The organism is Tepidimonas sp. HKU77, assembly GCF_049728535.1.
Taxonomy (GTDB): Bacteria; Pseudomonadota; Gammaproteobacteria; order Burkholderiales; family Burkholderiaceae_C; genus Tepidimonas.
In genome coordinates, this window is sequence record NZ_CP187300.1 from 2784628 (window position 1) to 2807121 (window position 22494).

Annotated in this window: 26 protein-coding genes and 1 pseudogene; 11 read left to right on the forward strand and 16 right to left on the reverse strand. The window is 65.0% G+C overall.

What is annotated here, in order from left to right; genetic code table 11:
• The first annotated feature begins 122 nt into the window (after window positions 1–122).
• The 8 genes from ACPP3B_RS13540 to ACPP3B_RS13575 all read left to right on the forward strand — a co-directional run bounded on the left by ACPP3B_RS13540 (window position 123) and on the right by ACPP3B_RS13575 (window position 11315).
• On the forward strand, window positions 123–341 hold the full coding sequence (locus ACPP3B_RS13540; RefSeq protein WP_424859320.1) for a helix-turn-helix domain-containing protein: 219 nt from the start codon (window positions 123–125) through the stop codon (window positions 339–341).
• Window positions 338–3061 carry a DEAD/DEAH box helicase family protein gene (locus ACPP3B_RS13545; RefSeq protein ID WP_019562048.1) on the forward strand — a complete coding sequence of 908 codons (2724 nt, stop codon included), beginning with the start codon at window positions 338–340 and terminating at the stop codon, window positions 3059–3061. Before ACPP3B_RS13540 ends, ACPP3B_RS13545 begins: the two co-directional genes overlap by 4 nt.
• 19 nt (window positions 3062–3080) lie before the next feature.
• Window positions 3081–5447 (forward strand): type I restriction-modification system subunit M, encoded by a 2367-nt coding sequence (locus tag ACPP3B_RS13550; protein ID WP_424859321.1) that lies wholly within the window; start codon window positions 3081–3083, stop codon window positions 5445–5447.
• The gene (locus tag ACPP3B_RS13555; RefSeq protein ID WP_424859322.1) at window positions 5444–5725 is read left to right on the forward strand and encodes a hypothetical protein; all 282 of its coding nucleotides are present in this window, start codon (window positions 5444–5446) and stop codon (window positions 5723–5725) included. The genes ACPP3B_RS13550 and ACPP3B_RS13555 overlap by 4 nt, the downstream gene beginning before the upstream one ends.
• A gap of 76 nt (window positions 5726–5801) precedes the next feature.
• Window positions 5802–6767 carry an IS481 family transposase gene (locus ACPP3B_RS13560; RefSeq protein ID WP_424859323.1) on the forward strand — a complete coding sequence of 322 codons (966 nt, stop codon included), beginning with the start codon at window positions 5802–5804 and terminating at the stop codon, window positions 6765–6767.
• Between the two features lie 53 nt (window positions 6768–6820).
• Window positions 6821–8344: a restriction endonuclease subunit S gene (locus tag ACPP3B_RS13565; protein ID WP_424859324.1), complete on the forward strand. Its 1524-nt coding sequence runs from the start codon at window positions 6821–6823 to the stop codon at window positions 8342–8344.
• On the forward strand, window positions 8345–10252 hold the full coding sequence (locus ACPP3B_RS13570) for an AAA family ATPase (protein WP_424859325.1): 1908 nt from the start codon (window positions 8345–8347) through the stop codon (window positions 10250–10252). It begins immediately after the preceding gene.
• Window positions 10245–11315: a hypothetical protein gene (locus ACPP3B_RS13575; protein ID WP_424859326.1), complete on the forward strand. Its 1071-nt coding sequence runs from the start codon at window positions 10245–10247 to the stop codon at window positions 11313–11315. The genes ACPP3B_RS13570 and ACPP3B_RS13575 overlap by 8 nt, the downstream gene beginning before the upstream one ends.
• A gap of 34 nt (window positions 11316–11349) precedes the next feature.
• On the opposite strand, the gene ACPP3B_RS13580 is transcribed toward ACPP3B_RS13575, so the two are convergent.
• Window positions 11350–11877, reverse strand: coding sequence for a hypothetical protein (locus ACPP3B_RS13580; RefSeq protein ID WP_424859327.1), 528 nt, complete (start codon window positions 11875–11877; stop codon window positions 11350–11352).
• Window positions 11878–11955: 78 nt separating this feature from the next.
• On the opposite strand from ACPP3B_RS13580, the gene ACPP3B_RS13585 reads away from it, so the two are divergent.
• The gene (locus tag ACPP3B_RS13585) at window positions 11956–12501 is read left to right on the forward strand and encodes a TetR/AcrR family transcriptional regulator (RefSeq protein WP_424859138.1); all 546 of its coding nucleotides are present in this window, start codon (window positions 11956–11958) and stop codon (window positions 12499–12501) included.
• Window positions 12502–12717: 216 nt separating this feature from the next.
• On the opposite strand, the gene ACPP3B_RS13590 is transcribed toward ACPP3B_RS13585, so the two are convergent.
• From ACPP3B_RS13590 to ACPP3B_RS13605, 4 genes and pseudogenes are all read right to left on the reverse strand, one after another.
• The gene (locus tag ACPP3B_RS13590; RefSeq protein ID WP_424859137.1) at window positions 12718–13191 is read right to left on the reverse strand and encodes a universal stress protein; all 474 of its coding nucleotides are present in this window, start codon (window positions 13189–13191) and stop codon (window positions 12718–12720) included.
• A gap of 85 nt (window positions 13192–13276) precedes the next feature.
• The gene (locus ACPP3B_RS13595) at window positions 13277–13645 is read right to left on the reverse strand and encodes a YbaN family protein (protein WP_424859136.1); all 369 of its coding nucleotides are present in this window, start codon (window positions 13643–13645) and stop codon (window positions 13277–13279) included.
• A 55-nt stretch (window positions 13646–13700) separates the two neighbouring features.
• Window positions 13701–14519 (reverse strand): annotated as a pseudogene (locus tag ACPP3B_RS13600) (sigma 54-interacting transcriptional regulator); the annotation flags it as partial.
• Between the two features lie 162 nt (window positions 14520–14681).
• Window positions 14682–14930: a hypothetical protein gene (locus tag ACPP3B_RS13605; protein ID WP_424859135.1), complete on the reverse strand. Its 249-nt coding sequence runs from the start codon at window positions 14928–14930 to the stop codon at window positions 14682–14684.
• 529 nt (window positions 14931–15459) lie between these two features.
• On the opposite strand from ACPP3B_RS13605, the gene ACPP3B_RS13610 reads away from it, so the two are divergent.
• The gene (locus ACPP3B_RS13610; RefSeq protein ID WP_424859328.1) at window positions 15460–16425 is read left to right on the forward strand and encodes an IS481 family transposase; all 966 of its coding nucleotides are present in this window, start codon (window positions 15460–15462) and stop codon (window positions 16423–16425) included.
• Here the strand turns inward: ACPP3B_RS13610 and ACPP3B_RS13615 are convergent.
• From ACPP3B_RS13615 to ACPP3B_RS13655, 9 genes are all read right to left on the reverse strand, one after another.
• Window positions 16309–17013, reverse strand: a complete 705-nt coding sequence (locus ACPP3B_RS13615; RefSeq protein ID WP_424859329.1) for a JAB domain-containing protein — start codon at window positions 17011–17013, stop codon at window positions 16309–16311. The genes ACPP3B_RS13610 and ACPP3B_RS13615 overlap by 117 nt on opposite strands.
• Window positions 17014–17102: 89 nt before the next feature.
• On the reverse strand, window positions 17103–17789 hold the full coding sequence (locus tag ACPP3B_RS13620) for a hypothetical protein (RefSeq protein WP_409786009.1): 687 nt from the start codon (window positions 17787–17789) through the stop codon (window positions 17103–17105).
• Complete coding sequence (locus ACPP3B_RS13625) at window positions 17755–17946, reverse strand: hypothetical protein (RefSeq protein WP_409786007.1); 192 nt, start codon at window positions 17944–17946, stop codon at window positions 17755–17757. Before ACPP3B_RS13625 ends, ACPP3B_RS13620 begins: the two co-directional genes overlap by 35 nt.
• On the reverse strand, window positions 17943–18149 hold the full coding sequence (locus tag ACPP3B_RS13630; RefSeq protein WP_409786005.1) for a hypothetical protein: 207 nt from the start codon (window positions 18147–18149) through the stop codon (window positions 17943–17945). Before ACPP3B_RS13630 ends, ACPP3B_RS13625 begins: the two co-directional genes overlap by 4 nt.
• The gene (locus ACPP3B_RS13635; protein ID WP_409786003.1) at window positions 18146–18424 is read right to left on the reverse strand and encodes a hypothetical protein; all 279 of its coding nucleotides are present in this window, start codon (window positions 18422–18424) and stop codon (window positions 18146–18148) included. Before ACPP3B_RS13635 ends, ACPP3B_RS13630 begins: the two co-directional genes overlap by 4 nt.
• Complete coding sequence (locus tag ACPP3B_RS13640) at window positions 18417–19271, reverse strand: ArdC-like ssDNA-binding domain-containing protein (RefSeq protein WP_424859134.1); 855 nt, start codon at window positions 19269–19271, stop codon at window positions 18417–18419. Before ACPP3B_RS13640 ends, ACPP3B_RS13635 begins: the two co-directional genes overlap by 8 nt.
• A gap of 112 nt (window positions 19272–19383) precedes the next feature.
• A complete protein-coding gene (locus ACPP3B_RS13645) occupies window positions 19384–19746 on the reverse strand; it encodes a coiled-coil domain-containing protein (protein ID WP_424859133.1) in 363 nt (120 codons plus the stop codon).
• Between the two features lie 395 nt (window positions 19747–20141).
• Window positions 20142–20333 carry a hypothetical protein gene (locus ACPP3B_RS13650; protein WP_144327695.1) on the reverse strand — a complete coding sequence of 64 codons (192 nt, stop codon included), beginning with the start codon at window positions 20331–20333 and terminating at the stop codon, window positions 20142–20144.
• 82 nt (window positions 20334–20415) lie between these two features.
• Window positions 20416–20598: a hypothetical protein gene (locus tag ACPP3B_RS13655; RefSeq protein ID WP_144327694.1), complete on the reverse strand. Its 183-nt coding sequence runs from the start codon at window positions 20596–20598 to the stop codon at window positions 20416–20418.
• Between ACPP3B_RS13655 and ACPP3B_RS13660 the strand changes: the two genes are divergently transcribed.
• Window positions 20597–20806, forward strand: a complete 210-nt coding sequence (locus ACPP3B_RS13660; protein WP_424859330.1) for a hypothetical protein — start codon at window positions 20597–20599, stop codon at window positions 20804–20806. The two genes, ACPP3B_RS13655 and ACPP3B_RS13660, sit on opposite strands and share 2 nt — an antisense overlap.
• Before the next feature lie 169 nt (window positions 20807–20975).
• On the opposite strand, the gene ACPP3B_RS13665 is transcribed toward ACPP3B_RS13660, so the two are convergent.
• The gene (locus ACPP3B_RS13665) at window positions 20976–21965 is read right to left on the reverse strand and encodes an IS5 family transposase (RefSeq protein WP_066708478.1); all 990 of its coding nucleotides are present in this window, start codon (window positions 21963–21965) and stop codon (window positions 20976–20978) included.
• The gene (locus tag ACPP3B_RS13670; RefSeq protein ID WP_424859331.1) at window positions 21962–22348 is read right to left on the reverse strand and encodes a hypothetical protein; all 387 of its coding nucleotides are present in this window, start codon (window positions 22346–22348) and stop codon (window positions 21962–21964) included. Before ACPP3B_RS13670 ends, ACPP3B_RS13665 begins: the two co-directional genes overlap by 4 nt.
• Window positions 22349–22494: the final 146 nt, after the last annotated feature.

Here is a 22494-nt window from a genome sequence, read left to right on the forward strand (position 1 = left end):
CTACGCCCCGATTCACGCGCAGCTCCGCCCCGAAGCCAAGCTTGGGAGCGCATTTCCCAGCTGATAGACTTTCATCCGGTTTCATCCATTCGAGTCGCTTCCAGTGGGCAAGCGCGGGCACCATGACTACTACAGAACCCTGGGTTTCCGTCGAGCAGGTCGCGCAACATCTGGGCGTGGCCAAGGACACCGTTTACCGCTGGCGCGAGCACCGCGGGCTGCCCGCGCACCGCGTGGGGCGGCTGTGGAAGTTCAAGCTGCCCGAGGTGGATGAGTGGGTGCGAGCCGGGGGGGCGGATGAAGGTTCATCCTCGGAAGGGGGCGGGGGAGCCGACGCATGACGGCGACAGAAGCGCAAACCAGACAACAACGCATCGATGCCGACCTGGCTCGCGCAGGCTGGGCCGGTCGTCGCCGCAACCTTCAGGAAGAGGTGCTGCTTCGCGTCGCAGAGCCCACACCTGAATACGGGGGCGTCGGATTCGCCGACTACGTGCTGCTGGATGCCTCTGGCAAACCCATCGCGGTGGTCGAGGCCAAGCGCAGCGCGCGCGATGAGTTGGCAGGGAAACGCCAGGCCGCTGAGTACGCGGACGCCATTCGAATCAAGACGGGCACCGACCCGTTCATTTACCTGACCAACGGCCGTGACATCCAGTTCTGGGATCGCGAGCGCTACCCGCCGCGCAAAGTGGCTGGCTTTCACTCACCCGAAGACCTCGAAAGGCTGCTTCACCAACGGCGCTATGCGCAGCCGCTCGATGCGGTGACCATCGATGCGCGCATCGCCGGGCGCGACTACCAGGCCGAGGCGATTCGCCGCGTGGCCGAGGGAATCCAGTCCGCCAAGCGCCGCTTCCTGCTGGTCATGGCCACCGGTACTGGCAAGACTCGCACCACGATCGCCCTGGTCGACTTGCTGCTGCGTGCCAAACGGGTGCAACGCGTGCTGTTCCTGGCCGACCGGCGCGAGCTGGTGCGCCAGGCCATGACCGAGTTCAAGAACCATCTGCCCAACGAGAGCTTGGCCCGGATCGAGAGCGGCGAGGCCCCGTCTGCGCGCATCCACTTCGCCACCTACCCCAGCATGATGCAGGTGTACGAGCGGCTGTCGGTCGGGCATTACGACCTGATCATTGCCGACGAAAGCCACCGCTCCATCTATCAGCGCTACAAGGCGCTGCTCGATCACTTCGACGCCTTGGTGCTGGGCCTGACGGCGACGCCGACCGACTACATCGACCACAACACCTTCCAGCTCTTCAGCTGCGACGATGGCGTGCCCACCTACCTGTACAGCTATGAGCAGGCAGTGGCGGATGGCAACCTCGTCAACTACCGCGTGCTCGATGCCCAGACGCAGTTCCAGATCCAAGGCATCCAGGGTGACAGCCTGCCCGAGCCGCTGCAGCAGTTGGCCCGTGATCAGGGCGTCGATCTCGAGGAGCTGGATTTCGAAGGCACTGACCTCGAAAAGTCCGTCGTCAACCAAGGCACCAACGACGCCATCGTGCGTGAGTTCATGGGCCGTTGCCGCAAGGACGCCCAAGGCCTGCCGCACAAGACCATCGTCTTTGCCGTCAGCCATGCGCACGCCAAGCGGCTGTACGAGAGCTTCAATCGCCTGTACCCCGAGCTGCAACGGCAGGGCATGGCGGAGATCATCGACAGCCACATGGAGCGCGCCGACGCCGTGCTCGACGACTTCAAGTTCAAGGCCATGCCTCGTGTGGCCATATCGGTGGACATGCTCGACACCGGCGTCGATGTGCCGGCCATCCAGAACCTGGTGTTTGCCAAGCCGGTGTTCTCAAGGGTCAAGTTCTGGCAGATGATCGGTCGCGGCACGCGGCTATACACCGACCCGCGCACCGGCGAGAGCAAGCGCGACTTTCTGATCATCGACCACTGGAAAAACTTCGCTTACTTTCAGCTCCATCCCGAGGGCGAGATCGATCGGCCCAGCGAACCCTTGCCGGTGCGCCTGTTCCGCGACCGGCTCACCCGCTGGCAGCTCGAAGTGGCGCAGGCGCGGCCGACAGAGACCACGGTGCGCCGCCTGCAGGCCATGCTGGCCGCCTTACCGCGCCAAAGCATCGACGTGCGGCCGCATCTGGAGCTGCTGGACCAACTCGCCCAGTCCTGGCCAGCCCCCGATGCGCCCCACATCGAACGCCTGTCGCACACCCTGGCGCCCTTGCTGCGCCTGGTGCCCGGGCAGAGCCTGGATGAGCTGCAGTGGCGCCTCTGGTGTGAACGCACCGCGCTGGCGCTCTTGCAGGGCGATGCCGAGCAAGGGCAGCGGCTGCAAGCGCGCATTCAGGACGCCTTGCGCCGCCTGCCCGAAGCCATCCCGGAAGTGCGGGCCCAGCGCGACGCCTTGGCCTTTGCCCTCTCGCCCGGTTTCTGGCAGCACCTGGACCTTCCCCGGCTGGACGACCTGCAAGAGCGCTTCGCGCCGCTGATGCGCTTTCGGGTGCGCGAGGGCGGCCAGCCCATCGAAATCAACCTGCCCGACCGCATCGCCCAGCGCCACTGGATCATCTACGGCCCCACGGGCGAAGGCGCGTTTGCCGAGAGCTACCGCGAGCAGGTCGAGGCCTGGGTGCGCCGTCTCGCCGACGACCACCCGGTGCTGGCCAAGCTCAAGCGCGGCGAGCCGGTCAGTGACGCCGAACTCGATGCCGTGTCGGCCACGCTCAACCAGGCCGATCTGTTCGTCACCGCCGACACCCTGCGGCAAGCCTTCGACGCCCCGCAGGCCTCGCTGCTCGAGCTGCTGCGCCACATCCTGCGGCAAGACGCCCGCCTGCCCGACCGTGAGGCGCGCGTGCAGCAAGCCTTCGATGCCTTCATCGCCGCCCATCCGCGCCTGCGCGCCAACCAGCTCGCCTTTTTGCGCGCCGTCAAAGCCGCGGTATTGCGCCATGGCCGCATCAGCCGCGCGGCGCTGTCACAACCACCCCTGGCCCATGTCGGCAAGGTCGAGGCGCTGTTTGCGCCGCAAGACATCGACGAACTGCTCGCCTTGACCGAAAAGCTCGACGAGCGCGCCGCCTGAATACCCACGAGGACACCCCATGCTCGCCCCCCATTTGCGCAAGAACGTCGACAAGCTCTGGGATCGCTTCTGGTCCGCCGGCCTCACCAATCCCTTGGTGGCCGTGGAGCAGATCACCTATCTGCTGTTTCTCAAACGGCTGGAAGACCTGGACTGCGACCGCGTGGCCACCGGCAAGCCTTCGGTCTATGAACGCTGCTTGCCGGACGACGCCGAGCGTTTCGACGGCAACACCTGCCGCTGGAGCTACATCCGCCAGCAAAGCACCGACACCAAGCACCTGATCGAAGTCGTCTTTCCCTGGCTGCGCACGCTGGACCGGCGCCTGTCCGACCACGAGGAGGGCACCGAGCTCGCCGGCCTCAACGGTCGCATGGCCGACGCCTACTTCCAGCTCGACCCCAACAAGGGGCAGGTGCTGCACGACGCCATCGACCTCATCGACAAGCTCTTTGCCCAAGCGGGCGACGGCAGCGCCGCGCAGGACCTGATGGGCGACATCTTCGAGTACCTGCTCTCCGAAGTGGCCACCGCCGGCAAGAACGGCCAGTTCCGCACCCCCCGGCACCTGATCCGCTTCATGGTCGAACTGCTGGCCCCCCGGCCTGGCGAGCGGCTCATCGACCCGGCCGCCGGCACCGGCGGCTTCCTGTTCAGCGCCCAGCAATACCTGCGCCGGCAGGGCTCCACGCCAGAGAACATCCGCCTCGAATGGGACGGCGCCCCGCACCGGCTCGATCTTGTGAAGGCCACCGAGCAGGAGCGCGCGCTCATCGAAGACGGCGCCTGCTTCGTCGGCATCGACAACGACCGCACCATGGCCCGCATCGGCTGGATGAACCTGGTGCTGCACCACATTCACAACCCCCGGCTGATGCAGGGCGATTCGCTCTCCAAGCGCGAAGGCAAGCCCGAACTGGCGCCGCTGCTGGCCAGCGAAAGCTACCGCTACGTGCTGGCCAACCCGCCCTTCACCGGCACCGTGGACACCGCCGACCTGGAGCGCGACAGCCTGCTCTTTCCCCGCGCAGGCACCAAGGGCAAGAAGAAGGAAGAGGTGCTCACCAACAAGAGCGAGCTGCTCTTCGTCTGGCTGATGCTGGACCTGTTGCAGGTGGGCGGGCGCTGCGCCGTCATCGTTCCCGAGGGCGTGCTGTTCGGCAACACCGACGCCCACGTCAAGCTGCGCCGCGAACTGCTCACCGAGCACTGCGTGGAGGCGGTCATTTCGCTGCCGGGCGGTGTGTTCCAGCCCTATACCGGCGTCAAGACCTCCATCCTCGTCTTCCGCAAGGAAACTCCACGCGCAGCCAAGACCACCTTCGAGAAGAACGCCCCCCGCACCGACCAGGTGTGGTTCTACGAGGTGGCCACCGACGGCTACAGCCTCGACGCCAAGCGCACCCCCCGCCCCGGGCAGGACAACGACCTGTGGGACGCGCTCGTCCAGTTCCGCCGCTGGCTGCAACAAGGCCGCGCCGCCACCGAAGGCGAGCCCGCCTACCACCAGCCGCGCTACTGGCGCGAGCGCTGGCGCCAGGCCAGCCTGCGCGATGCCAGCGGCCAGCTCACCCCGGCCGGCTTTGCCTTTGCCGACGACCCTGAGGCCGCCCCCGCCTTCGACGGCAAGACCTGGGCCATCCATGAGCTCTTCCCCGAGCTGCTGCGCGAAGGGGAGGAGACCATCGACCCTCAAGAGGCCGAGGCCCGCGTGCGCGAGCGCGTCGCCCCCCGCCTGGCGGAGCTGGCCAGCCGCCACTTCGCCCACGCCGACACAAGAACCGCCACCACCGAATGGAACCGCGCCGCGCGCGAACTGCATTCTTTTTTTGAAGACGAAGGCCCGGCGCTGGCGCTGTGGAAACAGCTCACCGCCGCCGCGCGCGACCAGGTGCCCGATGAGCCGCAGGGCGAGCGCGTGGCGGACCTCGTCGAGGCGCTGCGGCCCCTGGCCCGTGAAGTGGCCCAGGTGGACGGCTATGACCTGTGGCTGCGCAGCCTCGCCATCGACCACACCCGCCCGGCCAGCGCGCGCAAATGCTGGGCCGTGCCGCTGCGTGCCTGGGCGCCCGACCCCGAATGGCGCTCGGCCGACGGCACGCTGCAAGGCTCGCACGACGCCACCGGGCGGGTGCGGCCCGAATACGTGGCCGAGAAGCTGCCCAACCTCTACGACGGCGACACGCTCAACGCCGCGCTGCTCGACCCCGACTGCATCGAAGCGCGCGACTGGAACCTCTCGGCCGGCCAGTACAAGCCCTTCGACTTCGCGGCCATGGACAGCCAGGTCTCGGTTACCGCGTTGATCGACGAGCTGCGCCAGCTCGAGCGCGGCATCCTCGACGGCCTGGACCGCCTGCAGGCCATGGTGGAGGGCCGAGCATGAAGTGGCCGCAGGGGTGGCGGGAGGTTTTTCTTTCTGACGTCATCGAGTCTGCGCAGCCGGGCTTCGCCCAGCGCCCAGGCGAGGAGGACGAAGGCACTACGCCGCAGATTCGCACGCATAACGTATCGCCAGACGGGCGTATCACGCTTGAAGGCATCAAGCACGTCACGGTGGCCGATGGCGACCTTGAGCGCTATCGCCTGCTGCCTGGCGATGTCGTGTTCAACAACACCAACAGCGAAGAGTGGGTAGGTGTAGGGTTCCGGACGATTGCATAGATCCTTCGCGTCGTGCACTCTTCGTTAGTCGCGCAGTGATGCGAGAGCTGATCGACAACCTCCGGAGCGCTCAACCATGATTATTCGCCTACACAAAAACGCCACCACAACCCCCGCCACCCGCGCCTACATCCAGTCCTCGTCCTTGTCGGTTGCGGCCTTGGCAGCCGAGTTGGGCGTATCCGAAGACACCATCCGCCGCTGGAAGCGTCGGGACTTTGTGGAAGATCGCCCGCATACCGCGCATCGTTTGCAGACGACGCTCACCCCGGCGCAGGAGCTTTTGGTGGTGGAGCTGCGCAAGACCCTCCAGCTACCCCTTGACGATCTGCTGGTGGTCACACGGGAGTTCATCAACCCCCGGGCCTCACGTTCTGGGCTGTATCGTCTGCTCAAGCGCCATGGCCTATCCCAACTGCCCAGTGAAGCCAAGGATGCGCCTGCTTCCAAGCCATTCAAGACCTACATGCCGGGCTACCTGCACATCGACGTCAAGTACCTGCCGCAGATGCCCGACGAACATCAGAGGCGTTATCTCTTCGTCGCCATTGACCGCGCCACCCGTTGGGTCTTCATCCAGATTAAGCCAAACAAGACCGCAGCCGCGGCCAGAAGCTTCCTGAAGGCCTTGCACAAGACCTGCCCGGTCAGAATCACGCACATCCTCACCGACAACGGCAAGGAGTTCACGGATCGCCTCTTCGCCTCAGGCGCGCGCGCACCGTCCGGGAAGCACGAGTTCGATCAGCTCTGCCAGGCCCTTGGCATCGAGCATCGCCTCACCAAGCCCAGACACCCTCAGACCAATGGCATGGTCGAACGCTTCAACGGCCGTATTGCCGAGGTCCTTGCCACCCATCACTTCAACAGCGCCGAGGACCTCGAGACTACCTTGACCCGTTATGTTTGGCTGTACAACCATCATTTACCCCAGAAGGCAATCGGACACATAACACCTCTGGAGGCCTTGAAAAAGTGGTACGCTCAACGCCCCGATCTTTTCATCTTCAAACCACGTAATCGTCCGGGACCTGACAGGTAGGCAAGACGGCCGTTTTCGATCAGCACGATGGCGTTTTCGTCTATTCCAACCACATGACCCGAATCCGGGTCAGGCGTGAGCTGGTGCTGCCGGAGTTTTTGGCGGCCTTTCTGCACTACCTTTGGTCGGCTGGCTATGCCCGCAATCGTGCAAAGCGCTGGGTCAGCCAGGCGGCTATCGACGGGCCGACACTGGTCAAGTTCAAGCTGCCCCTCCCGCCCCTACCCGAACAGCAGCGCATCGTCGAGGTGCTTCAAGCGGCCGATCTAAAGCCGTTTCGCGACGCTGCAGACAAGGCGAGACAGTTGCATGCAGCCTTGGTTGGAGCCGCTTTCGGACGAAAGATAGCGTCGTCGTGGCGCGAACAGAATGCTGATCTGTTGAGGATCGCAGCGCATCGCAGGGATGAACTGCTCGGAATCAAGAAAGAACTATCAAGTGCCATTCAAGCTTGGCGGGAGGTTTTTCTTTCTGACGTCATCGAGTCTGCGCAGCCGGGCTTCGCCCAGCGCCCAGGCGAGGAGGACGAAGGCACTACGCCGCAGATTCGCACGCATAACGTATCGCCAGACGGGCGTATCACGCTTGAAGGCATCAAGCACGTCACGGTGGCCGATGGCGACCTTGAGCGCTATCGCCTGCTGCCTGGCGATGTCGTGTTCAACAACACCAACAGCGAAGAGTGGGTAGGCAAGACGGCCGTTTTCGATCAGCACGATGGCGTTTTCGTCTATTCCAACCACATGACCCGAATCCGGGTCAGGCGTGAGCTGGTGCTGCCGGAGTTTTTGGCGGCCTTTCTGCACTACCTTTGGTCGGCTGGCTATGCCCGCAATCGTGCAAAGCGCTGGGTCAGCCAGGCGGCTATCGACGGGCCGACACTGGTCAAGTTCAAGCTGCCCCTCCCGCCCCTACCCGAACAGCAGCGCATCGTCGAGGTGCTGCAAATAGCCGACTTTCAGCCCACTCTCGGGAGAATCGACCAAGCAAAACGCCTGCAATCCGCCCTGATCACCGAAGCCCTCTCCGGCCGCCTCACCGCCGCTTGGCGCGAGCAGCACGCGCAGGCTTTGGCCGAGGCCGCCCGTGAGCGCGACGCGCGGCTCGGGGCACCGGCGCCCCAGGTCACGGTGCGCATCACCGAACACGCCCCCACCGAGCGCCGCACCGACCTGGCCCGCCCGCGACGGCAGGCGGTGATCGAGCAGCTTTCCAGCTTCCAGCACGAAGTATGGAACACGCTGCGCTTCGAGTGGCGGGGTGCGGTGCTGGCCGACGACCCGTTGGCGTTTGAAGAGTTTTGCACCAGCCCGCAAACCGCCTGGCGCCTGGAGGGCTTTGCCGCCGGGCGCGAGGCGGTGCGGCGTGCCCTGGAGCAACTGGCCGCGATGGGCCTGATCCGCAAGATGAGTCTGCCGCGCCCCAACCCCAACACCGGCCGCACCGAGTACCTGACCGCCTTCCGCCCGCTGCGCGAGGCCGAGGACGGCAGCCGCCCCGAAGAAGACACGGCGCTGGCCGATGCCGAGCGGCTGGGGCGCGAGCTCGAGCGCCGCCGGGCGCCGGAGGCGCGTTGAATGCGGCTGCGCTACCTGCACCTGTCGCACTACCCGCCGCTGGCCGATCTGGCGGTGGCCTTCAGCCCGCGCGCACCCTGGGCCGCGTTCGAACCGCGGGGCGCGCCGGCCCGGCTGGCCATCCACTTCGTCATCGGGCAGAACGGCAGTGGGAAGAGCCACCTGCTGCGGGCGCTGGCTGAGAGCTTTCTCGCCCTGGCCGACGAGCGCCTGCCGCTCAGCCCGCTGAGCCTGATCTACGAACTGGGCCGCCCGGGCGAGCCGGGGCACCGCACGCTGATCTTCGACTGCCCCGGCGAAGCCCACGCAACCACGCTGTGGCAGGCGGAGGGCTGGGCCTTCCCCGACACGACGGACCGCGAGGCCTTCGCCCAGGCGATCACTTACTTGCGCACCGTCGAGCACGCGCCGGCGGGCACGCTGGCCGTGTTCAAGCGCCGCATCGCCCGCGGCGACTACCCGCAAAGCGTGCCCGATGCGCTGCCGCGCGCGCTGCTGGCCTACACCTCGGGCTGGATGGACCCGTGGCGCGCGGCCTGGCAGCCGCCCGTGAATGCCGAGGCGCTAGATGTGGTGACGCAGTCGCCCGATCACGACATCAGCCAGGAGCGCCCACCCGGCTGGACGGAGGAGGACGAGGCCAGCGTCGTGATCGAAGGCGGCACGTTCGGTGACGAGGCCACCCGCACCGGGGCTCCGGCCGAAGCGGACACCGCGCCCGCCGACCTGTTCCGCCGCCCGCTGCTGCTGGAACCGGTGATGCTGACCGCCGCGCTGCTTGCGGTGGCCTTGCAGGAGGCCGAAGCGCGCCGCCAAGGCCCGGCCGATGACGCGTTGGCGGACTTGTTCCGCAAGGCCGGCTGGCACCGCCTGGTGGGCGTGCGCCTGCGGGTGAATCTGGACCGCGCCCTGGCCGTGCCGCGCGCCTTGATCGAGCGCGTGCACGACGCCATCCGGCTGTGCGGCGAGTGCCTGGCCGAGCCCCATCCCGGCAAGGCGCTGCGCAGCCTGTACTTCGATCTCGACGGGGCGCTGCCTGCGAGCGCCGAGCCGCTCGACGCTCAGCGCTTCGAAGGGCGGACCACCCAGGGCCAGGCCTTGCGTGCCCTGCTGGGCGAGGAGGGCGACACGGCGTCCGAGCGCTTTGGCACCCTGCTGGGCTGGTGGCGGCACGGGGTGCTGGAAGACATCGAGCTCTTTATCCGCCGCAACGACAAGCCCGAAGAGGAGAGCCTGAGCGACCTCAGCGACCCGGGCGTGCTGCGCCTGAGCGAGTTTTCCGACGGTGAGAGGCTGGTGCTGGCGCGCTGGACGCTGTTCCACCTGCTCGCGGGGCAGGACGACGCGCTGCTGTTGCTGGACGAGCCCGAAACCCATTTCAACGACGCTTGGAAGCGCGAGATCGTGCAGGTGGTGGATGCAGCCATGGGAGCGGATGCCAGCCAGGTGCTAATCGCCACCCACTCGGCCATCGTGCTCTCCGACGTGTTCGATGAGGAAGTGGTTCTCATCCGCAAGGCGAACGGCCAATCCACCGCCGAGGACGTGCCGGACCAAACCTTCGCCACCGACCCCAGCGCGCTGATGATGACGGTATTTGACGCCGAGGACAGCATCGGGGCGCGAGCCCAAAAGCGCATCGAGGTCTTCTTGCGCGCTGCTGCTCAGAAAACGGACCCGACGCCGGATGACGTGCGGCAACTACAAGCACTTATCCGCCGCCTGGGTACCGGCTTCTATCGCACCGAGCTGCAAACCCTGCTCAACCGCTGGCAGCAAGCTCCCGACCTGCGCGCCATCGAGCAGGTGATCCCCACCCTGCAGTCAGACACGCTGAAGGACGAACTGCGCGCGCTGATCCTCAAGACCCGCGAAGCGAGCGGCAACGCGGAGGACAGTGATGCTTAAGCCCATCCACCGCGTGACGTGCTCACCGGCTCTGGCCGCCTGCCAGCAGCTGATGCGGCGCTTCGCACTGTGGCTGTGTGCCCCCCAAGTCTCCGGCGTTTCCATCACCCAAGCGAACCTTCGGTCAAGCATGGGCAGCGCCATCGAAGGCGATTGGCTGTGGCACTTGCTGGCCGGCAAGACCGGAACCAAGCCGTTGTTTGACAAGGCGAAGCGCATCGCCGACCTGTCACCGGCTGAGAAGACTGGGCTCCAGCAGTGGATTCAGGCGGTTAGTGCTCTGGCGCAGCATTTCGGCCCGACACCACCCGCCGCTCTGCCGGTCGCTCCGCCGAATCAATGGCGCAGCCAGGACGAGCACTGGAAAGCCTTCAAGACACTGATGGTGGCGTTCTACGAGGACGGCTTGCGCGGCGGCCTGCCTTACGCTGCCAACGGCGCCCCCACAACTGATGTCACGCTACGCGTGAGCTACGACCAATTCGTGCGCGAGTTTCGCGCCGCGCATCGCCCCGACCCCCACCCGGATGCGCGCGAGGTCTGCGTGCTCTGCGGCGGGCCGCTGGTGCAGCCCGCCGTGGACCACTGGCTGGCCAAGACGGCGTTCCCGTTGCTGGCCGTGTGCGCCGACAACCTGCTGCCGATCTGCGGGGAATGCAATTCGACACAGAACAAGGGCCAGAATCCCGCCCACGCCGGCGGCGCGTTCTCCGAGTGGTTCCACCCCTATCTGCGCCATGCCAACGGGGCAATCCGGCTGCGCTACGACGAAGCCACGCCGAGCGTTCGCGTCGAGAGCGCAACGCTTGCCGATGCCGTCAAGGTTCAGAACCTGGACATCCTGCTCAATCTTAGTCAACGCTGGACCCGAGAATTCAAAGCCGAGTACCGGCGACTGCAGCGCGAAGCGCAGCGCCGATACCGCGGCGACGTGCGAGCGCTCCAGCATCGCATCATGGACTACCGCCGAAGCCTGTCGGCAGCCGAACCGCACTACGAGATTCACGCTCTGCTGGCCGAGGCGCTGCTCGACCCCGCGCGCTTGCAGGCGTTTGCAGAGTGAATGCCGGGCAGGCTGCAGCAACCCGCACCAGTGCTCATAAGCTCGGGAGGCCAGTCAGCACACGGTCAACCGTCCGCCACCAATACCGAAGGCCCCAGCGCGCGATCACCTCCTCGGCCAGCCCCCCATAAAGCGGGCCGATCCACCACGGGGGACTGGGCTGGGCCGACTGGGCGTGCTCCAGGGCCAGCCAGGCCGTGCCCAAGTGCGGCGCCCAGAGCCGATCCAGCCCGTGCACGAGACCGCCCACGCACGCGCCGAGCAGCGCGACCCCCGCCCATGTCTGGCCACGCGGGCAGGCGCCGGTGCCGGCCAGCGCGCTGCGCAAGCCCACCCGATGGGCCACGGCCGCCCCCACCGCGCTGACGGCCAGCACCAGCAGCCCGGGCTGGCCGATCAAGACCGCCCGCTGGGCCCAATGCGGCAGCGCGGCCCACTGTGCGGCCAGATCCGCGGGCACGGCGGGCAGCGGCTGGCCCAGCAAGGCGAGCACGCCCACCCAGCCCACGAGGGCCACGGGCCAGGTGCGACGCCCCCAGGAGGGATGAGCGGCAGCTTGCATGGGATCGATCGGTGAGGCTTCAGAGTGGGGTGTCGCCGTTATCATACGACCGTATTGATATCGACAGGAGGCGATGGCATGGGCCGCCCCCGCTCCATTGACCGAGAGGCGGTGCTCGACGCCGCAGACATGTTGGTCCGGCGACACGGGGCCTCGGCACTGACCATCGATGCCGTGGCCCAGGCAGCAGGCATCAGCAAAGGGGGGGTCCAGTCGTGCTTCAGGACAAAGGCGGCATTGATCGATGCGCTGTTCGAGCGATTCGGGCAGGCCTATGACCGTTGTTATCGCGAGATGACGGGCACCGACGCCTCGACCATCGGCAAGGTGCGTGCCCACGTGGCTGCTACTTTCGGATCCGACGACCTCTCCAGCGCCAAGGCCGCCGGCTTGTTGGCTGCGCTGCTGCAGTCGCCGCGAGATCTGGAGGGCGTGCGCCAGTGGTATCGGGAACGGCTGACCGGACTCGATCACACGAGCGCCGAGCAGCGCCGCGCCTGGATCGCATTCTTGGCTGCCGAAGGCGCGTTCATGCTGCGCCACTTCGGCTTGGTGAAGATGAACAAGCAGCGATGGCGCGCGATCGAAGCCGAGTTGCGCGCGCTGCTGGCAAGCGCGTCATGAACGGACACCGGTCCTTTCTTGCAGCGAAGCGGTCTGTTGACTTTGGCGTGAAGAACTGGACATTTCGGGCGGCAGGTCAGACATGCATTTCGGGGGCACGCTCGCCGCTATTGTTCTTGGTGGAGCCGGTGCGGCAATCAGGGGTGCATCGACCACGGTGCCGCTTGTGAGCGTCTGCTCATCGTTGAATGGGCCGTCACTGCCCGCGATGACCCGTCAATCCACGCCTGGCTCGTCCAGCGCCTCGGCGGCCGCGTCGGGTTCGGGGGGTTTGACGATGGTGACGGGCACGGGGGCGTCGTCGAGCACTGCGCGCGAGACGGAGCCGAAGAGGCCGGCGCGCAGCGCGCCGATGCCGCGGGCGCCCATCACGATGGCCTGGCAGCCATGGGTCTCGGCCAGCTCGATGAGCGTGTGGGCCGGGTCGCCGCTGGCGATTTCGCTGTCGAAGGGCAGCCCGGCCTCGCGCAGCAGCGTTTCGGCGCCCTCCAGGGCATGACGGCCCGCGCCCTCGGCCACACCTTCGAGCACCTCGGCGTCATGCACGGTGACCACCTCGTACAGGGTGGGCGGCTCCTGCACGTTGGCCAGCACGAAGCGGGCCTGCAAGCCGCTGCGGGCCAGTTCGACGGCATGGCGCACGGCCCACAGCGAGAGCTCGGAGCCGTCCACAGGCAGCAGGATCTTCATGATGCTCTCCCGGGTGTTGTGGGTGTGCGTCCTTTCTACCCCAGAAGCCCCTTGCCTGCCCAGAGGGGGATCAAGCAGGCCCCGCTCAGGCCTCGGGGCGGCGCCACAACCACAGGGCCACGCCCAGCAAGACGAGGTAAACCGCGCCGCGTATCCAGGGCGCCACGGGGCTCCACCAGAGGACGGTGGCGCTGCCTAGCATCATGGCCGTGGCCAGCCATTTGGCCCGGCGGGGCACGGCGCCGCGCTCGCGCCATTGACGGATCACGGGGCCGTGCCGCGGGTGGGCCAGCAGCCGGGCCTCCAGGCTGGGCCACCCACGTCCGCCGGCCCAGGCGGCCAACAGCAGGAAGGGCACGGTGGGCAGCACCGGGAGCACCACGCCCACCAGCCCCAGCAGCAGCGACACGCTGGCCAGCGTGCGCCAGAGCAGGAGGCGGGTGTGTCGGATCATCGGCAGCGCTCACACGGGCGGAGGTGGGCCCGATGGTAGCCCGGACGGGGTGGGCTCACTTCATCCCCAGGCGGCGTGCGAGCTTGTGCAGGTTGCTGGCATCCAGACCGAGGGTGCGGGCGGCCGCGGCCCACTGGCCGCCATGGGCCTGGAGGGCCCGTGCGATCTGTTCACGTTCGAAGCACGCCACCGCTTCCCGCAGAGGGCGCAGCGGCTCGGCAGGCGCCGGGGCCGCCGGCGAGGGCGGGGCGCCCGGCGAGGCCGCCTCGGGGCCGTCGAGGTCGAGCAGTTCGGGGGGCAGGCTCACGATGTCCTGGCGTGCAGCACCGCGGCTCACGGCCTTGAGCGCGGCGCGGCCGATCACGTGCTCGAGTTCGCGCACGTTGCCGGGCCAGGGGTAGCGCAGCAGGGCGTCCTCGGCCGCGGGGGTGAGGCGCAGGCTGCGCAGGCCCAGGCGGGCGCGGTTGAGTTCGAGGAAGCGGCCGGCGAGCAGCAGCACGTCCTGCTCGCGCTCGCGCAGCGGCGGGATGGGCACCGGGTAGACGGACAGGCGGTGGTAGAGGTCGGCGCGGAAATGGCCGTCGCGCACCTGGTCGCGCAACTGGCGGTTGGTGGCGGCGATGATGCGCACGTCCACGCGGCGCGGGCGGTCGGTGCCCAGGCGCTGGATCTCGCCGTTTTGCAGGGCGCGCAGCAGCTTGGCCTGTACGGTGAGGGGCAACTCGCCCACTTCGTCGAGGAAGAGGGTGCCGCCGTCAGCGGCCTCGAAGCGGCCCGGGCGGTCGGTGGTGGCGCCGGAGAAGGCACCGCGCACATGGCCGAAGAGTTCGCTCTCGGCCAGCGATTCGGGCAGGGCGGCGCAGTTCACATGCACCGCTGTGTTTAGCCAGACCAAACGGGCGGTTCGTGGGGGAATGAGTGCGGCGAGGGGGTGGGCGCGTCGGGTTGGAGATGTCGCCGCGCGCAGGCGAAGAAGCGCGCAAGATCGTGACCGTCCCCCGACGTGGACGGCCACACGCAAAACAGGCGCAGTCGGTTATTGGCCTTGCTCGACCTTATCGGGGCCGCCCATGACGCGCCGGAGCATGGCGCGAACGTGAGACAGCGACGGCACGGTCGGCGGCTCGCTGGCTCCCCTCAGCGCCTGGATGTCCTCGGCATCGACGAGGACTTTGCCGTCCGGTCCTTCGTGGTATTGCAGCTCGCCTGCCTCGATCATCCCATCGATCCAGGCCGCGGGCACGCCCAGCCGGTCGGCGGCTTGCTGTCGAGTGATCATTTCCATCGCGCGTGCTCCTTGGTGCATGGCGCGATGCTAGCAGCCGTCAAGTGGCTTTCCAAGTCCTTGTCTCGCCTTGATTTTTCTCCCCGGATTTCTGGATCGGCCGAGTTGCACGCAAAAAATAGCAGTCATGATAATGACAGTTATCATGAATGCAGCGTCCCGCCGAGTGCTCATTTTTTGAGCAAACCAGCGCTCACCCTCTTGTCCATGGGGGTTGCGCTCGGTGCTGGAGAACTTGTCCACAAAATCTGTGGACAACGGCGCCGTCTCGGCCAGACCGTCCCCACTGAGACGAGTCGGCGAAGGCGCTCTGACTCGGCAACGGCTCTGGCCAGAACAACCCCGGTCCGACGGCGGCGACCGCTGCCGAGCATCCCGCGGAACAGGCGCAAAAAAAACCGCGCCGAAGCGCGGTGAGGTCTTATAGCTGTAGGGTTCCGGACGATTGCATAGATCCTTCGCGTCGTGCACTCTTCGTTAGTCGCGCAGTGATGCGAGAGCTGATCGACAACCTCCGGAGCGCTCAACCATGATTATTCGCCTACACAAAAACGCCACCACAACCCCCGCCACCCGCGCCTACATCCAGTCCTCGTCCTTGTCGGTTGCGGCCTTGGCAGCCGAGTTGGGCGTATCCGAAGACACCATCCGCCGCTGGAAGCGTCGGGACTTTGTGGAAGATCGCCCGCATACCGCGCATCGTTTGCAGACGACGCTCACCCCGGCGCAGGAGCTTTTGGTGGTGGAGCTGCGCAAGACCCTCCAGCTACCCCTTGACGATCTGCTGGTGGTCACACGGGAGTTCATCAACCCCCGGGCCTCACGTTCTGGGCTGTATCGTCTGCTCAAGCGCCATGGCCTATCCCAACTGCCCAGTGAAGCCAAGGATGCGCCTGCTTCCAAGCCATTCAAGACCTACATGCCGGGCTACCTGCACATCGACGTCAAGTACCTGCCGCAGATGCCCGACGAACATCAGAGGCGTTATCTCTTCGTCGCCATTGACCGCGCCACCCGTTGGGTCTTCATCCAGATTAAGCCAAACAAGACCGCAGCCGCGGCCAGAAGCTTCCTGAAGGCCTTGCACAAGACCTGCCCGGTCAGAATCACGCACATCCTCACCGACAACGGCAAGGAGTTCACGGATCGCCTCTTCGCCTCAGGCGCGCGCGCACCGTCCGGGAAGCACGAGTTCGATCAGCTCTGCCAGGCCCTTGGCATCGAGCATCGCCTCACCAAGCCCAGACACCCTCAGACCAATGGCATGGTCGAACGCTTCAACGGCCGTATTGCCGAGGTCCTTGCCACCCATCACTTCAACAGCGCCGAGGACCTCGAGACTACCTTGACCCGTTATGTTTGGCTGTACAACCATCATTTACCCCAGAAGGCAATCGGACACATAACACCTCTGGAGGCCTTGAAAAAGTGGTACGCTCAACGCCCCGATCTTTTCATCTTCAAACCACGTAATCGTCCGGGACCTGACATATAGCAACCCATTTTTTGCGAAGGACATCGCTTTGTTTCCGCCGACGATGAAGTGATCCAGCACCCGAACATCCACAAGCGCAAGCGCTTGCTTAAGGTTTGCGGTTATCACTTCATCGGCCCGCGATGGCTTGATCATCCCGGACGGGTGGTTGTGCGCGAAGATCACTGCCGCCGCGTTGACGGCCAGCGCCTTCTTCACGACCTCCCGAGGATGAACGGTTGATTCTCTGAGAGTGCCGCGGAACAATTCCCCGGCCTCTATCAGGCGATGTTGCGCATCCAACCACAGACACCAGAACGATTCGTGTTCCAAGTGCCCAATGTTGGCGCACAAAAACGCCTGGACCGTCTCCGGCGACGAGAAGCAAAGGTCTTCGCTCTCCATACGCTCACGTATGCAGCGAACGAAAAGCTCCTTTGCCGCCACCAGGGCCGGATGGACGATGTAGGTCGCAGGTGTTTCGTTCAATGCCGTCTGCCTTGGCTTGGTGAAGCCAAACAGTTCGGCAAGGGGTCGGTTGGCCAGCGAAGTTGCCAATTCCTGCCCCACCAGCACGGCCAGCAGGTCGGCGTTGGACAAGTCTTTCATGGTGCCTCCTTGAATGAAAAGGGGCACCACTGCCCCACAGGGGCAAGTGATGCCCCCGTGGGGATGGTTCGCCCGCGTGTACGGGCGTCTCAAAACAGCGCCAGTTGCCCAGCGAGCACGGGATTCCCCGCGCACGCCTGGCGCTCCGGCAGCCGACTCACAGGCTCCAGGGCCACGCTGCGATGGATGGATAGCTCGCGGACGTCTCCGTCTGCTTTTTTCCACAACAACACCGCGTGGTCCGTGCCTAGCGTTACGTGGCCCCGGTACACGGCCACGGGATGGCCGCGCAACGAGTACCACTCTGGTTGTTTGCCGCGAAACCACAACGACCGCCAGCCAGATGAACGGCTTTGGGCGTCGTAGTCCTCGGCCTCGGCCAGCGTCATGGGGCGCGTGGTGGGCGGGTCCACGTAGAACCACACCCGCTGCGCGCACACCATCGGCTTGCCGCCGACCGACACGATGAGGCCGGTGTGGTCTCCGCGTTGGCGACGACCTTCGCGGATCGCTTCCTCATCGTGGTACGCGGTCGTCGTTTTGCCTTCGTACAAAGGCAGCGGCAGCAGACGCCACGCATCTACGCGGGGTTCCGGATCGGCCCCGTAGCTGCCCCACAACACAGAAAACACTGTGTAGAGACAGCCACGATACTCCGCCACCCGCACCGGCACCGGGGGCTTGCCCCGGTGCTCGGCGGCCAGTTGGCAGGAGTTGACCTCAGACAGTCTCCCCCACTGCTCAGCGGGCAGCCGAATGATCGGCGGAGCGTTCATGGCAACCCCTCACCATCATGTCGCGCACCCGCAGCAGCAGCCGCAAGACGCCAGTCAACACCGATGCCCCACGGGACTGCTCCCCGACCCAAGGCTTGGGCTGAATCAGAAGCAGCCCGTCGCTCTCCACGAGATGGAAATCGAGTTTGCGCTTCATGACTCACCTCCAGTTGCCTTGTTGATCGCCGAGCGCGCCCGTTCCAGGCACGCATCGACTTTGGGGTTTTCCAGTACGAACACCGGAACCTCGTCGTCCATGCACTCCAGAAGCTCCCGAAGGCTCTCCAGTAGTGCAGGCGCCGCCGCGATCAGCCGGTCGTCGGCATCCCGCATGGGGTACAGCGATTGGCGCGTGCTCATGCCGCACCCCCTTTCTTGATCGCCGCCTTCGCCATTTGCATGGCAGCAGCAATCTTTCCGTCTCGGTCGTAGATTTGGCGGTCATAGATCGCCTCCACTTCGACCAGCAGACGTTCGAGGGCCTCCAAAAGGTCCGGGGCCGCCGCGATCAGGCGGGCGTTGGCCTCACCCATCGGGGATGGCTCACAGATGGTGTACCCCTCCGCGTCCACGATGGCCCGGTAGCCGATGTGCGCTCCAGGAACGCGATCCTCGATCAGCCACTGTTCACGCATGGCCCACCTCCCCCTCTTGCGAGGCTTCGTTGGCTTTTGCGCTTCCGGCCTTGAGAATCTTGTCCGCCGCCGAGAACACCCGACTTGCCGACTTCTTGAGGAAGGTTTCACGGTCTGCGCCGATCAACCAGTGCTGGATGTAGCCTCGGCTTTCTTCGATACCGGGCAACTCCAGCGTGGCGCAGCACAGCATGGCAACAGCTTCGGCCTCGGCTTCTTGGATGGAGCGGTCGATGTAACCGCTATCCACGAACTCGGCTTCCGCCTCCTTGCCGTGCAGCAAGCAATGCGCTATCTCGTGGAAAAGCGTCTTCCACGGCAGCGCGGCCAGCGGGTTGATTGCCACCTCGGAAAGATGCGGGCGGGCGAATCCCTGGCAGTTACCGTCGGGGTGCGCGAAAGCTACCTCCTTGATGCCCAGCTTCGCCAGCGCTTGCGCCTTGTCCCACTGGGGGGCGTCTGGCGCGTCGGCGCAGGCGTTTTCAGCGTCCGGCAACGGATCGGTCTGAGACAGCGCGAACCAGTTGTTCTTCATGATGAAGAACTGGCGCACGCTTTCTTTCTCCGTTCCGTCGTCCCCGTGGACAACCTCCTTCTTGACGATGGGCATCCACAGCGCGATGGCGCGCTCGCCCTTGCGGACAACGCGCCCGGCCTTTCTCCAGCCGTTGAAGCTGGCGATGGGGCCGACAGGGATACCGCGATCAACCATCTGCTCCACCGCCAGGAGCTGGTTGCCCAGGCTGTAGCGATGAAACAGACGGTAGTGCGAACCCAAGCGACCGGGCTCGTGCAGGGCGGCCTGGAACAGTTTGCCCCAGTCGGGGCGGTTGTTGGTCTTTTCCATGGTGGTCTCCAAAGAAAAATGGGACACACCATGGCCCCCGTCGGGACCAACAGTGTGTCCCGACTCGGGGTTGAAAATGTGCGAGACGCCTTGGCAGCGCTCGTGCTTCAGGTCACAGGACCTTGGTCAACGTGGCGATGGCCGTGACGGCCACTACCAGCATGCTGCCGAACCAAATCTTCATGTCCTTGACTGCTTGAGCAATCTCGCCATGAAGCTGGGTCTTGACCTGACCGATCTCGCTTTGAAGCTGGGTCTTGACCTGACCGATCTCGGTCTTGAGGCCCTTGATCTCGGCTCTGACCTCGTTGATCTCGGCTCTGACCTCGTTGATGTCGTCCTTGGTGGCGAGCGTGGATTCCAGCATGCGCTGGAACACCTCGACCTGTGCCTCAGCCAGCGCTTCAGCCTGCGCGTCGGTGTAACCGGCACCACGCAGCTTTTTGGCGAAGGCCAGGGTGTCAAAGGCGAACATACCCGTCATTGTAGGACTCCTTCGTTGGATACGGAAGGCGCCCACACCCCTGCGGGGACGTGGGATCGCCCCCCGCATGGGTTGTCATGAGCAACCGTGCTAGACTGGCCGCATGGTCAGACCACACAGACGCGCTTTCACGGTCATCCAGGGCGGCAAGGTCGAACTGGAGCGCAAGAAGCGACTCCTGTTCAACCAGCCGTGGGCCTTCGATCACGACGAGTTTGATCGGCTCTGCGAGCTTTTCGAACTGTCGCGAGCGGAAGCCTTTGACCTTGCGTTGGCGAGAGTCAAGCACAAGGCCAAGACAAACTACGAGGCCGCCGCCCTGCTTGCCGTTTTCAGTGGAAGCGGCAATGCTTCCGACATCTTGGCAAAAGGGCGGCGTAAGAGCTTCAGACTCGAAACTTCCGAGCCACCAACTCTTCCTCGATCATCCGCACCAAGCGACGCAAATCACTCTTGAGATCGACATCGCTGATGCGGTTTTCCATGTTGAGCGCCTCATCCCGTCGGGCCAATAGCTCGCGTTCAGAAGCCTCTTCCAGCCACCGGTAAAAGGCGGCCATATCGAAAAGAATGCCCATTGCTGTCTCCTAAAGAAGAAGCTGGGCACGTCCACCCCCGACCGGGGGTGAAGGTCGCCCCCAGCCGGGTTGATGAAAGCGTCTATTTCACGCTCATGGAAATCACGCGGAACACCCTGCCGGGGTTTTCCTGACGCAGGATGCGCGCGTGACGGTATGCAGCAGACCTGGAGTGGTCGGCGTCCCACCGGCCCCGGTTTTTTCCGAGACCGGAGATGACGCAGATCGGCTTGCCGTCCTTGAACTCAGCGACGTAGTAGCGCATGACGTTACTCCCCGCCAAGAACCTCGAACTGCGCAGCCCCAGCGCTGCCTTGTTTCCCAATCGAGCCCTGAGCTTGCGCCTGGACTTGATCGGGTGTTGGCAGTTCGCCGCGCGCAACGCGGCGATACTCATTGGCCCGCTCAGCGAGCTTGCGGGCTTGAGCGATGAGGCGCGATTTCTCGCGCCCCGACGCATCGATGGCCGCTAAGGAACCTCTGCACTACCCCGCCCACTCGTTCGTGGCGACGAGTTCAGGGTCAATATCGTTTCGTAGGATGGGATCGAAACAGATGCTGAACGGTTCTTGGGCTCCAGCAAGCCCCTTCGTGGGCCCTCTGCAGCCTCATCCGGCCCCAGTGAGCCCACTGCGGGCGCACTTATCCCGTCGCAGCCAGCAAGGCTTTGCGCGCCAGCCACAGATTGACCAGCGCAAACAGGACGTTGAGCTGCGCGCCGTTCTTGGCCAAGCCTCGATAGGGCGTCTTGCGGTAGCCAAACTGGCATTTGAGTACCCGAAACGGATGCTCACCCTTGGCACGAATGCGCGCCTTGGTGCGTTCCAAGGCATCCATCACCTGGCCAAGAAAAGTGCGCTTGTCCAATGCCCGGCGCTTGCCCGGCCGCATGGCCACGTGCCAAGCGACTTGCTTGCCCTGGTTTTCCGCTCGCTTGTCCACTCCCTGATAGCCCGCATCGGCAAAGACGTCGGTCTCTTGCCCGTGCAAGAGCCGATGCGCCTGCGTCACATCCGAGACGTTGGCAGCGGTGGCCACCACCGTGTGTACCAGCCCTGTCTCGGCGTCGACCCCAACGTGCGCTTTCATGCCGAAGTACCACTGGTTGCCCTTCTTCGTCTGGTGCATCTCAGGGTCGCGCTCACGGCGGGCGTTCTTGGTCGAGCTGGGAGCAGCAATGAGCGTGGCATCCACGATGGTGCCGCTCTTGAGCATGAGGCCACGCTCGGTCAGGATGCGATTGACCGTCTCGAGGATACGCTGGCTCAGGCCGTGTTGCTCCAGCAGGTGGCGAAAGCGCAGGATGGTGCTCTCATCCGGCACGACATCCACCCCCAGGTCCAGACCAACAAAGCTCGCCAGCAGCGGCGTGTCGTACAAGGCTTCCTCCACCGCCGGGTCCGACAGACCAAACCACTGCTGCAAAAAATGAATCCTCAGCAGCTTCTCTACCGCAAAGGGTGGCCGCCCACCCTTGGGACCCGCCTTCGGCGCATACGGCTCGATGAGTGCGACCAACTCTGCCCACGGCACCACACGGTCCATCTGCTCCAAAAACGCACGCTTGCGGGTGCGCTTGGCGCGCAGCTCAAAGCCCGTATACATCGGCGCCTCCAGACTCATCTGCTTCATGTCGCTATTGTCCCATCCCGGCAGTCTGGCAGGAAGGTTTTGCAGACCTTCCCTAAGGCCAGGTTTCTTGCCTGGGCCATAGCCTCTTCGGCCTTGTCCTCGGCCTCCCGAGCAACCGGATCGGCAGGCCGCGCGGGGCGGGCACTGCTGGCGATTTGCTCGGCGCGTTGACGGCGCACGTCTCTCAAGGAAGACTCCAGAAACCTTATTCGGGCTTGGAGTTCCTCGATTTTTGCGTCCTTCAGGCGAAGGACTTCTGTCAACTGCTGTTCGCTCCGTTTTTCCTTCGTCTCCTTGCCGCGCTTGATGAGCGCAGCAATTTTGTCGACGAGATAAAGAACAGAACCGCTGACGGCAGCGAGAAGGATGAGAGTTTGAGTCATGATGTCTCCAGAAGTGAAAAACCCCTGGAGACGCTTCACCCCTTGCGGGACGAAGGCATCCCGCAGGGGCGGTTGATGATGCTACTCAGTTGCCCAAGCAGCGCTTTGATGCTGATTGTTTAGAGTCCCCAGCTAGGACTTTTTCA

Bases quoted from the DNA above. Each gene is read 5' to 3' on its own strand.
- ACPP3B_RS13610 (WP_424859328.1), top strand. From the start codon at position 15,460: ATGATTATTCGCCTACACAAAAACGCCACCACAACCCCCGCCACCCGC.
- ACPP3B_RS13635 (WP_409786003.1), bottom strand. From the start codon at position 18,424: ATGCGTGAACAGTGGCTGATCGAGGATCGCGTTCCTGGAGCGCACATC.
- ACPP3B_RS13625 (WP_409786007.1), bottom strand. From the start codon at position 17,946: ATGAAGCGCAAACTCGATTTCCATCTCGTGGAGAGCGACGGGCTGCTT.
- ACPP3B_RS13650 (WP_144327695.1), bottom strand. From the start codon at position 20,333: ATGGGCATTCTTTTCGATATGGCCGCCTTTTACCGGTGGCTGGAAGAG.
- ACPP3B_RS13620 (WP_409786009.1), bottom strand. From the start codon at position 17,789: ATGAACGCTCCGCCGATCATTCGGCTGCCCGCTGAGCAGTGGGGGAGA.
- ACPP3B_RS13630 (WP_409786005.1), bottom strand. From the start codon at position 18,149: ATGAGCACGCGCCAATCGCTGTACCCCATGCGGGATGCCGACGACCGG.
- ACPP3B_RS13640 (WP_424859134.1), bottom strand. From the start codon at position 19,271: ATGGAAAAGACCAACAACCGCCCCGACTGGGGCAAACTGTTCCAGGCC.
- ACPP3B_RS13655 (WP_144327694.1), bottom strand. From the start codon at position 20,598: ATGCGCTACTACGTCGCTGAGTTCAAGGACGGCAAGCCGATCTGCGTC.
- ACPP3B_RS13575 (WP_424859326.1), top strand. From the start codon at position 10,245: ATGCTTAAGCCCATCCACCGCGTGACGTGCTCACCGGCTCTGGCCGCC.
- ACPP3B_RS13550 (WP_424859321.1), top strand. From the start codon at position 3,081: ATGCTCGCCCCCCATTTGCGCAAGAACGTCGACAAGCTCTGGGATCGC.
- ACPP3B_RS13590 (WP_424859137.1), bottom strand. From the start codon at position 13,191: ATGAAGATCCTGCTGCCTGTGGACGGCTCCGAGCTCTCGCTGTGGGCC.
- ACPP3B_RS13570 (WP_424859325.1), top strand. From the start codon at position 8,345: ATGCGGCTGCGCTACCTGCACCTGTCGCACTACCCGCCGCTGGCCGAT.
- ACPP3B_RS13645 (WP_424859133.1), bottom strand. From the start codon at position 19,746: ATGTTCGCCTTTGACACCCTGGCCTTCGCCAAAAAGCTGCGTGGTGCC.
- ACPP3B_RS13605 (WP_424859135.1), bottom strand. From the start codon at position 14,930: ATGGAAATGATCACTCGACAGCAAGCCGCCGACCGGCTGGGCGTGCCC.
- ACPP3B_RS13580 (WP_424859327.1), bottom strand. From the start codon at position 11,877: ATGCAAGCTGCCGCTCATCCCTCCTGGGGGCGTCGCACCTGGCCCGTG.
- ACPP3B_RS13665 (WP_066708478.1), bottom strand. From the start codon at position 21,965: ATGAAGCAGATGAGTCTGGAGGCGCCGATGTATACGGGCTTTGAGCTG.
- ACPP3B_RS13595 (WP_424859136.1), bottom strand. From the start codon at position 13,645: ATGATCCGACACACCCGCCTCCTGCTCTGGCGCACGCTGGCCAGCGTG.
- ACPP3B_RS13585 (WP_424859138.1), top strand. From the start codon at position 11,956: ATGGGCCGCCCCCGCTCCATTGACCGAGAGGCGGTGCTCGACGCCGCA.
- ACPP3B_RS13560 (WP_424859323.1), top strand. From the start codon at position 5,802: ATGATTATTCGCCTACACAAAAACGCCACCACAACCCCCGCCACCCGC.
- ACPP3B_RS13540 (WP_424859320.1), top strand. From the start codon at position 123: ATGACTACTACAGAACCCTGGGTTTCCGTCGAGCAGGTCGCGCAACAT.
- ACPP3B_RS13660 (WP_424859330.1), top strand. From the start codon at position 20,597: ATGACGTTACTCCCCGCCAAGAACCTCGAACTGCGCAGCCCCAGCGCT.
- ACPP3B_RS13565 (WP_424859324.1), top strand. From the start codon at position 6,821: ATGACCCGAATCCGGGTCAGGCGTGAGCTGGTGCTGCCGGAGTTTTTG.
- ACPP3B_RS13555 (WP_424859322.1), top strand. From the start codon at position 5,444: ATGAAGTGGCCGCAGGGGTGGCGGGAGGTTTTTCTTTCTGACGTCATC.
- ACPP3B_RS13545 (WP_019562048.1), top strand. From the start codon at position 338: ATGACGGCGACAGAAGCGCAAACCAGACAACAACGCATCGATGCCGAC.
- ACPP3B_RS13670 (WP_424859331.1), bottom strand. From the start codon at position 22,348: ATGACTCAAACTCTCATCCTTCTCGCTGCCGTCAGCGGTTCTGTTCTT.
- ACPP3B_RS13615 (WP_424859329.1), bottom strand. From the start codon at position 17,013: ATGAAAGACTTGTCCAACGCCGACCTGCTGGCCGTGCTGGTGGGGCAG.